The following is a 9,722-nucleotide window of genomic DNA, read 5'->3' as shown; positions in this document are numbered from 1 at the left end:
TGTCTCCTATTGCATTTGAAAAAAAACTACTAAATTTAAATCAAGCTATAAGCTAAACACCTAAAATACTTGAATATGAATCAAGTATAAGTGACACAAAACGGTCAACGTCATTCAGGCATTCACAATTTATAATTTATAATTCACAATTTACAATTCCCTCCGTGCGCTTACTTTTCCTCCTTATCTTTTTTCCTTTCATTCAAATCAATGCCCAGGCCTTGATTAGTCAAGCTGATTTTCAATACTTGAAAGAATTGACCAAAGCAGTCATTGATAGTTCAAGGATTTTAGCCAATCAGCGGATTTCGTCGGATTTTGGATCCAATCAAACAGGAGGGACCTTGATTCGGCCGGGTGCTAGGACTTCTTATCCTGCTTTCTGGATTCGGGATTATGCGATGTCAATTGGAACCAATATGATTTCTTTAGAAGAGCAAAAACACATGTTATTATTAACAGCCACCACACAAAATGATGAAACTAGAAAGACAAAATATGGTTCTGTAATTCCTAAAGGAGCCATTGCCGATCACATTAGGATTGATGATGCTAAACCCATTTATTTTCCTGGAACTTATTCTGCTGAAAATCAGGGAGAAACAAGATGGGGTTTTCAACCTCCTTTAGATGATATGTATTATTTTATACATATGGCCTATGGATATGTGAAACAAAGTAAAGATGTTTCAATACTAGATCAACCTATCAGAGGAATCAGCTTGTTTCAACGTTTAATGTTAGCATTCAACGCTGTACCCATTAATCCAACCAATCAATTAGTTCAGGTAGAAGAAAGCAATCGGGGAGTTGATTTTGGTTTCCGAGATGCCATACATATCACGGGGGATTTATGTTTTACTTCTTTATTAAGGTATCAGGCCTTACAACAATTAGCAGAATTGTACCAAATGAGAGGCAATTCATTGAAATATCATCGCATGAAGTTGAGCGCAAGAAATTTGAAGCAACAAATTGTACGAGTATTTCAAGATTCCAGGGGTATGTTGAAAGCCTCAACGGGTAAAAGTGCTCAAGCAGATGTTTGGAGTACTGTTTGGGCCGTATATTTAGGAGTGTTAGTGGGAGAGGATGCAAAGAAGGCTTCTAGAACGCTAAGTCAAGCTTATTCGAAAAATGGATTAGCTTACCGAGGAGCAGTGAGGCATGTCTTGAAATCGGACGACTTTAGTGAAAATAGTGCTTGGGAAGGAAGTTTAGTGAAAAAGGATACTTATCAAAATGGGGCATTTTGGTCGACCGCCACAGGATGGGTGGCTTATACCTTGTCGTTGACTCAAATGTCTCAAGCAAAACAGCTTATTGGCGAGTTTATTCAAGATTTAAAGCAGGGGGATTTTAGAAAAGGAAAGGATTATGGTGCTCCATGGGAGTGTTTTACGAGTACGAGCCAACAAAACCCTGTTTACATGACCTCAGTCTCAGTTCCTTATCAGGTTTTGCAAAAAATGAATTCAAAATAAAGGATAAGCCTACAAGTCAAGGTAGGATTAAAAATAGTTTAAATTGAATTGTTCAAATGTAAAATTGTTATAGCTTTGAAGATTGAATTGCCATGTAGGATTTGACAATTCTTAATACCTTATAAAATTAGACCTATGAAACTAAAAAAATCCGATGCTTCCAGAAGGGAGTTTATTAAATCTGCCAGTTTAGCCTCTGCTGGTTTTATGATTGTTCCTCGCCACGTATTAGGCGGAAAAGGCTTTACAGCTCCTAGTGATAAAATTGTTGTTGCCGGTATCGGAGTAGGAGGAAAAGGAAAATCAGATTTACGTTACTTTGCTCAAAGCGGTAAAGCTGATATTGGTTTTCTTTGTGATGTAGATGATCGTCAGGCTAAGGATTCAGTTGAAGCATATCCAAAAGCAAAATATTATAAGGATTGGCGTGTTATGTTAGAAAAAGAGTCAAAGAGTTTTGATGCAGTTTCTGTATCTACTCCTGACCATAACCACGCGATTCAGGCTATGGCCGCTATGCAATTAGGCAAGCACGTTTACGTGCAAAAGCCAATGACGCATGATATTTTTGAAGCAAGAGCCTTAACTCAGGCTGCTAAAAAATACAAAGTAGTAACTCAAATGGGTAACCAAGGTTCTTCTGGTGACGGTGTACGTCAGTTAGTTGAATGGTTTGATGCAGGTATTATCGGTGACGTTCATACGGTACAAATCTGGACAAATCGCCCAATATGGCCACAAGGTATACCTTGGCCAAGCACTAAGCCAGCAGTTCCACAAGGTTTGGATTGGGATTTATGGTTAGGTACTGCTCCTTACAAAGATTATGTAGATAACTTGATTCCAGGAAGCTGGAGAGGATGGTGGGATTATGGTACTGGTGCTTTAGGAGATTTGGGTTGCCATTTAATGGAAGCTCCTTTCCGCGTATTGAATCTTAAATATGCATCGGATGTACAAGCTTCTGTAAGTAGTGTATTTACTGCTTTCGGAAAGCGTGGATTCTTCCCAGATAGTTGTCCTCCTTCTAGTCATGCTACCTTAACATTCCCTAAAACAGATCGTACACAAGGTCCTATCACCATGCACTGGATGGATGGTGGTATTAAGCCAGAAAGACCAGAAGAATTAGGTCCAGATGAAATGTTTGGAGATGGTAATTCAGGTATCTTGTTTATTGGAACCAAAGGTAAAATGATGGCAAGCGAATATGCAGCTAATCCTCGTTTATTGCCATTGTCTAGAAATGAAGAAGTTAAAGTACCTCGTAAATTAGAACGTGTACCAGGTAGTGCAGATGGTCATTATGCCCAGTGGGTAGAAGGATGTATTGCAGGATATGGTAAAAAACAATTGAGTTCACCATTTGAGATGGCTGGTCCTTTGACTGAAGCTATTTTGATGGCGAATTTAGCTATTCGTGTTGCTGATATTCCTGTACCTAGAAAAACAGGTAACGGAATGCATTATCCAGGTTCTAACACGAAGTTGCTTTGGGATAATCAAAACATGCGCGTAACGAACTACGATGCTGCCAACGCCTTTGTCAAGAGAACTTACCGCGAAGGCTGGACATTAGGAAACTAAAACCTAATAAGATGGATCCTGCCTCAGGGTCCATCTTTTTTTTACCCAACATTGAATTCGATTGATATTACCCTCAACTACATTGAACAAAAATATTTAGATCATGTCCTTTAAAATTAGATTCGGGATATTAGGTATTGTTTTAGCGATCATTGCATTTAGCGCATTTCAGCCCTCTACGTCTCCCTATTTACAAATCAGAAAGAAATCGACCATATCTTTGATTGGTAATAACTTAGGTTCAAGAATGATCAATTTTGATCATTTTGAAACGGAATTACACCTGAGATATCCCGATAGTTTACTGACAGTAAGGAATCTTTGCGATGGAGGAGATACTCCTGGTTTTAGACCTCATTCTTCCAGAAATGATCCTTGGGTTTTCCCAGGAGCAGAAAAATTTCAATTGGAATTTGCTAAAAATTCAGGGAGTGAAGGTCACTTAGAAAAACATGATGTGTGGTTAAGTCGACTGAAAACAGATATTGTCGTTGCATTTTTCGGATATCCTGAATCGACAGAAGGTCCTGCTCGAGTAGCTAATTTCAAAGCGGAATTGACCGCCTTCATTAAACATACACAAAATCAAAAATACAATGGGTTGAGTGCTCCTCAATTGGCATTGGTCTCGCCAATTGCCTTTGAAGACATTAGTAATTTGAGGGATTTGCCCAATGGAAAGAAAGAAAATGAGCGTTTGGCATTGTATACTCAGGCCATGAAAGAAGTGGCTGAGCAAAACAACGTCTTGTTTCTAGATGCATTTGAGATATCAAAAAAATGGTATGAGGAAAGTAAAGAACCATTGACGATTGATGGTCTTCAATTAAATGATGCTGGTTACCAGCGTTTATCTTTATTTCTATCCGATAAATTATTTGGTAAAAAAGCGACAGAAGTAGAATCTCGTAGAGCGATGGTTCAAGCTGCTGTAGACGAGAAAAACTGGATGTGGCATAATGATTTCAAAATCCCTAATGGAGTACACGTATATGGAAGACGTTACAATCCTTTTGGACCAGATAATTACCCAGCTGAGATTGAGAAAATTCGTCAAATGACTCAAGTTCGTCAGAATGCTATTTGGTTAGCTGCTCGCGAAGGTAAAGTCTTGGATATTGATGCAGAAGACAAAAAAACAAGAACATTGCCAGCTGTTACGACCAATTACAATCCAGAAAAAAATGGAAGTTTACGTTATTTATATGGCGAAGAGGCATTAAAGTCAATTCAGGTTCCAGCAGGCTATAAATTAGAATTATTTGCATCCGAGGAGCAGTTTCCAAATTTAGCTAAGCCTTCGCAAATGACATTTGACAATAAAGGTCGTCTTTGGGTAGCGGCTATGCCAACATATCCTCATTATAAACCAGGAGATCCCAAGCCAAACGATAAGCTTTTGATATATGAAGATACCAATGCTGATGGGAAGGCCGATCGTGAAATCGTTTTTGCAGATCATTTACAGTTGCCCGTAGGTTTTGAAATTACGCAAGAAGGAGTTTTTGTAAGCCAAGGAACGAATTTGGTATTATTAAAAGATACCAACGGAGATGATAAGGCGGATAGTAAAGAAATCATATACAGTGGGTTTGACGACCATGATTCTCACCATGAAATCCATGCCTTTGTTTCAGATGAATCAGGTGCGATTTACATGGGTGAAGGAGTATTTTTACATACGAATGTAGAGACACCTTACGGAACAGTACGTGGAACCAATGGAGGATTCTATCGCTTTAATCCAACTCGCAGGCATTTAGAAAGAGTCGCTCAATTGTCAATACCAAATCCATGGGGTATCGCATTTGACCGCTGGGGACAGAATTTCTTTGCTGAGACCTCTGGCCCAGATGTTCGTTGGATGATGCCTGGAAGTGTTTTGAACCGTTATGGTGAAGCTAATCATAAATCCTATAACTTGATTGAAGAAGCACATCGCGTTAGACCTACTTCTGGTTTGGAATTTATCTCTAGTAGACATTTTCCTGACGAAGTTCAAGGAGATATGCTGATTAACAATACCATTGGATTTTTAGGTATGAAGCAACATCAAATCTGGGATGATGGTACAGGATATAAGTCCAAACACCGAGTAGATTTGGTGAAAAGTGAAGATCGTAATTTCCGACCAGTGGATATGGAATTCGCTCCAGATGGGTCATTGTATTTCATTGACTGGCACAATATTCTGATTGGTCATATGCAACATAATGCCCGTGATCCATTAAGAGATCATACACATGGCCGTATTTATCGGATAACTTATCCATCTCGTCCATTGGTGAAACCTGCCAAGGTTTTTGGTGCTTCCATCGATGAATTATTAGAGAATTTGAAATTGCCAGAATATAGAACCAGGTATAGAACTCGTCGTGAATTAAGAGGTCGTAATGCGGCAGATGTCATTGCAAAGACCAAGGCTTGGGTGGCAAAATTGGACAAAAATGACCCTAATTATGAGCATCATGCGCTTGAGGCACTTTGGGTTACATGGGGTATGAATAAAATTGATCAGGTTTTGTTAGGTCAATTGTTGAAGGCGAAAGATTACCATGTTCGTGCTGCAGCGGTACGTGCAGTTCGGTATAATGGACATCAATTGCCTAATCAAGCGGCTTTATTAACTCAAGCTGCTCAAGATAAGCACGGTCGAGTAAGATTAGAAGCTATTGTTGCCGCATCTTGGATTGGACCAGAAAAAGGTTTGCCCATTTTAGCTCTTGCTAAAACGAAACCTTTAGATGATTGGATGATACATACCTATGAGACAGCATTTGCGCATTTGAATGGAAGAGGAGTAGAGCGCAAGAAAGAAGTTTATGGAGCTACAAATCTGAAAGGACAAGATTTAGAGTCTTACAATGCTGGTGGAGCTTTGTTTGGAAAAGAAGGCTATTGTGGTACATGCCATCAATTGGACGGTAAAGGCCTTACAGCTTCCGGTTTTCCTCCATTATCGGGCTCTAAATGGGTGACAGGGAATCAAGACCGATTAATTAAATTGGTCTTAAAAGGCTTAATGGGGCCCATGACAGTTAATGGTGTCAAATATTCAGGGCAAGTACCCATGACTCCATTTGGAGGCCTGATGAATGATAAAGATGTGGCGGATGTATTGACATATATACGAAATGCATTTGGAAATAAAGGTTCATTAATAAGCCCACAAAAGGTTAAAGAAGTTCGAGCGAATGTGCTAGGTAAGAAAGATTTTTATCAGGTTGATAAGCTTCTTTCAGAGCATCCAATGGAAGATTAGGTATTTTATCTACAAAAACAGCCTCATTATGAGGCTGTTTTTTGTTATTTTAAGTATATTTTTCATTTCTTGGACTTTATAATTGGTTAACTCTACTCTCAATATATAAGTGAACTATGAGCTTTGTCTTCTAGTTTTTGATGACTTATGGAAAAAATTACCATAAACTATTACCTGTATTTTTTAGGTTTTTTATTTTTTGCTTTTGGAGCCAGCTTGATGTTGAAAAAAGGATTGTTGGCAACTCGACTTTTGGGGTTCCAGTTCTTGCAGTTAGGTATTCAGCTCTATTGTAGTTACTACATTCAAGTACCAATTATTTTTGAACATCCTAATTACTTTAGGATCATATCTCCTCTATTTTATCTTATAGGGCCTTTGTCGTACCTCTTCCAACATTTTTTATTATATCCAGAAAGAAAATTTAAGCGGGTGTATTTTTTACATTTTTTGCCTTTTGCGTTTCATTTTCTCGAGTTTGTTCCTTTGTACCTAAGCCCAGAATCAATCAAACTAGCTGAAATTAGTGAGGTAGTGAAGGAAAGTACATTTAATACCCATTATTCCAATTTTGGACTGATCTCCATGAGCACGCATATTTATTTAAAAGGCTTATCCTATATAGCGTATATGATTTGGACAGCCTACGAACTATTTGCTTATTATCAGTCGGTCTCAAAATCATTCTTATTAAAGAATCGCCTCATTGTATTTTGGTTAACTGGTGACTTAGTTCTTAAAATTATTGTTTTGGGATGTCATATTGCCTTTAATATCATTTATCATGATCATATTCAAACAGTAGCAAGAGATTTTCTATATGCAGGTGAATTTGCAATTATGGCTTTATTCTTGTTTTTGAACCCTCGCTTATTGGATGGACCTTACTTAAAAGGCCTAGTTTTTCAGCATTCTCACCGAGAAATTCAGGAAAAAGTGGATGCACCTATGTACTTTGATGCGGAAAAGTCTAGAATCAATGTAAAGAATAAATCAATTTTGGAAAAATTAGATCGATATTTTGAATCAGAGTTTATTTTTTTAAAACCAAACATTTCTTTAAATCTAGTTGCTCAAAGTTTGAAAATTAAACCAAGATTGATACGTATATCCCTTCAAGAAGAGCTTGATTTTTCCTTTACAGACTATGTAAATTCCTGGAGAATTCAATATGCGGAGGAGCAATGTCGCGATAATCCTCGCTGGAAATCGTACAAAATCGAGGTTATAGCCACAGAATCGGGCTTTGGTACCCGTCAGAGTTTTAATGCAGCCGTTAAGAAGTTGAAAGGTGTTTCACCTGGTCAGTACTTTGCGAAGTACTTGAATTGATGTTCTCTTGTTTAAATTTCAATAAAAATTTTAACGAAAGAATTGTTCTCTTTTTTAAATTCGTAAAGATTATTTTGGGGTTAATTTTTCTTTACATGTACTCGAAATTTTATTTTTGTGTTTGTAAATTATTAGTGTACCTTTGAAGTGTTATAAAGATGAAAGATATCTGAAGATGGTAAGTGTGGTTCCTTTAGATTTTTCTTATAACCTCGGAATATGATATAATTTAGAACACGGAGTAATGTAAATCCAAGATTCAATGAATCTTGGATTTTTTTTTGCCCAGAATTTGGATGATTATTTTAATTCGAGTGTGCGTAAGCGAGCATCTACTTGAATAGCTTGTTTAAGCGCATACAATTGATTTTTGGATGAGCTTGTTTCTGAATCAAGGTTCCATAAGTAGATGGCATAAATACCCTCTTGTATTGATTCATGGTTGATTTTAATCGAGCCATAATTTGCTCGATAGTTTTCCAAGCTTAGAAAGTTCTTTTTGCCATTTAATGCAAATTGAATGGGTAATATGTAGCAATTAGGTTTTTTATCTTGTGATTTGAGAATAAGAAACCATTGTTTCTTGAAATTGGTCGAAAACGGGAAATGTTGGAATTCTAACCAATAATAATGATTGAGCCAGGTAGCATGTTTTTGCTGCATAACTTCCTTATATTCTTTCGCTTGAAAAATCAATGTTTCAGGAGCCAAAGAAATTGTAGAATGACCATCAAATGGATTATTCCATGGGTAATTCATGGAATAGATTTTATTGTTTTCTGCTTTTTGAAATATTGGTTTAGCATTCCATAAGTAGCCAGAACTTACAGATAAGATACTTCCATTATTTTGCCAATTAATTCGATCAGCCACAAAGCTCATTTTTTGATACTGTTGTGCAATGGTATGATTATAATAGGATAAGCAATAAAAGGAAATGCTATATATCAGTGTGCCTATTAAAAGGAATGGATGAATTTGTTTGCTTGTGTGTGGAAGCAAATGCAAATAAACGATGATGATGGAAAGGGCTGCATATAGTTGGAACCTACTATAAATGGTATAGCTTTCTGCCGAACGAACTAAGGCTATTAATCCTGCTGAAAATAAGATGAAGGATAGTATACCTAAATATGTCCCTTGACTTTTGTTTTTAAAATTGAATTTCCAATGATCTAAACTATAGTATATAAATAAGCTAACAACCCAGAAACCTATAAACCAAGATAAGATTAGGCCAATTTTGGGGAATTCCATAGCACTTGCACCAATAAACCCAAGGAATGAAAATATGATATGGTTTAAATTCCAATGAAACTTGGCAGCTTGTCCCATCTGATAAATTTGCAAATAGCAGGCAAAGAAAATGACTAAACTAATGCCAATGATTAGTGCATTTTTCCAGTTTTTTTGCAATAAATAAACATAAGCAAGGGCTATAAATACAATAAAGCCATTTCCAAAAGTAAAGGAAGCTAAGAAGGCTAATAGGATAGCCCAAGCTAAAGCAAATGGTCTATTTTCAGTAATAATCAATAGGCTAGCAAGTAGAAATAAGGTTACATGGCCATGTTGAAGTCCTGTGATTGCCCAATTAGAAACTTCATGATATTGGGGCTGCAACCAAAGGAATGCCACTGGAACAAAATAGACAAGAGCTAACTGCTGCCTTTTAAATAAGCGAAAGAGCAGATATAAAATGAATATCAGCTCGGCTAATGTGATCAAAATAAGGTGCTGAAAATTAACTTGGCCAAATAGTAAATAGTCGAGCCAGGTAATTAGTCTTGGTATGACAATCGAGTGATCATTATCAACCCTGAATAATGCTTGAAAAAAATGTGACCAATTCCATGGCGACATTTGCGTACTATTAACGAACTCCAACAGCGTTACATCATCTTGAAAAGGGAAATCCAAGCTGAAATAATGAATGTAAAACACAAATATTCCAATCAAAGACAATATGACTATGGCTGAAATATAGGTAAGAGCTTTGGGCATAGGTCAAAATAATCTTCAAATTTAGCTAAAATTTAAGGAATAGATTCGCTGGA

At 37.0% G+C, this 9,722-nt stretch carries 5 protein-coding genes; 4 read left to right on the top strand and 1 reads right to left on the bottom strand.

All coding sequences use genetic code 11. From position 1 onward, the window contains the following. The first annotated feature begins 164 nt into the window (after positions 1 to 164). From EWU22_RS10655 to EWU22_RS10640, 4 genes are all read left to right on the top strand, one after another. A complete protein-coding gene (locus EWU22_RS10655; protein ID WP_130925507.1) occupies positions 165 to 1,484 on the top strand; it encodes a hypothetical protein in 1,320 nt (439 codons plus the stop codon). 135 nt (positions 1,485 to 1,619) lie between these two features. After that, a complete protein-coding gene (locus tag EWU22_RS10650; RefSeq protein ID WP_109323315.1) occupies positions 1,620 to 3,071 on the top strand; it encodes a Gfo/Idh/MocA family protein in 1,452 nt (483 codons plus the stop codon). 103 nt (positions 3,072 to 3,174) lie between these two features. Continuing rightward, entirely contained in the window at positions 3,175 to 6,333 is a 3,159-nt protein-coding gene (locus tag EWU22_RS10645; protein WP_130925506.1) for a PVC-type heme-binding CxxCH protein, read from the top strand. Positions 6,334 to 6,480: 147 nt separating this feature from the next. Further along, positions 6,481 to 7,665 (top strand): helix-turn-helix transcriptional regulator, encoded by a 1,185-nt coding sequence (locus EWU22_RS10640; RefSeq protein ID WP_130925505.1) that lies wholly within the window; start codon positions 6,481 to 6,483, stop codon positions 7,663 to 7,665. A 300-nt stretch (positions 7,666 to 7,965) separates the two neighbouring features. Here EWU22_RS10640 and EWU22_RS10635 read toward each other — a convergent pair whose 3' ends face one another. Further along, positions 7,966 to 9,669, bottom strand: coding sequence for a hypothetical protein (locus EWU22_RS10635; RefSeq protein ID WP_130925504.1), 1,704 nt, complete (start codon positions 9,667 to 9,669; stop codon positions 7,966 to 7,968). Positions 9,670 to 9,722: the final 53 nt, after the last annotated feature.

The organism is Aquirufa nivalisilvae (assembly GCF_004307455.1).
Taxonomy (GTDB): Bacteria; Bacteroidota; Bacteroidia; order Cytophagales; family Spirosomataceae; genus Aquirufa; species Aquirufa nivalisilvae.
This window is presented reverse-complemented; position numbering and strand designations above follow the sequence as displayed.

Excerpts from the sequence above, each read along its gene's own strand:
- EWU22_RS10650 (WP_109323315.1), top strand. The coding sequence starts at position 1,620 with ATGAAACTAAAAAAATCCGATGCTTCCAGAAGGGAGTTTATTAAATCT.
- EWU22_RS10645 (WP_130925506.1), top strand. The coding sequence starts at position 3,175 with ATGTCCTTTAAAATTAGATTCGGGATATTAGGTATTGTTTTAGCGATC.
- EWU22_RS10640 (WP_130925505.1), top strand. The coding sequence starts at position 6,481 with ATGGAAAAAATTACCATAAACTATTACCTGTATTTTTTAGGTTTTTTA.
- EWU22_RS10635 (WP_130925504.1), bottom strand. The coding sequence starts at position 9,669 with ATGCCCAAAGCTCTTACCTATATTTCAGCCATAGTCATATTGTCTTTG.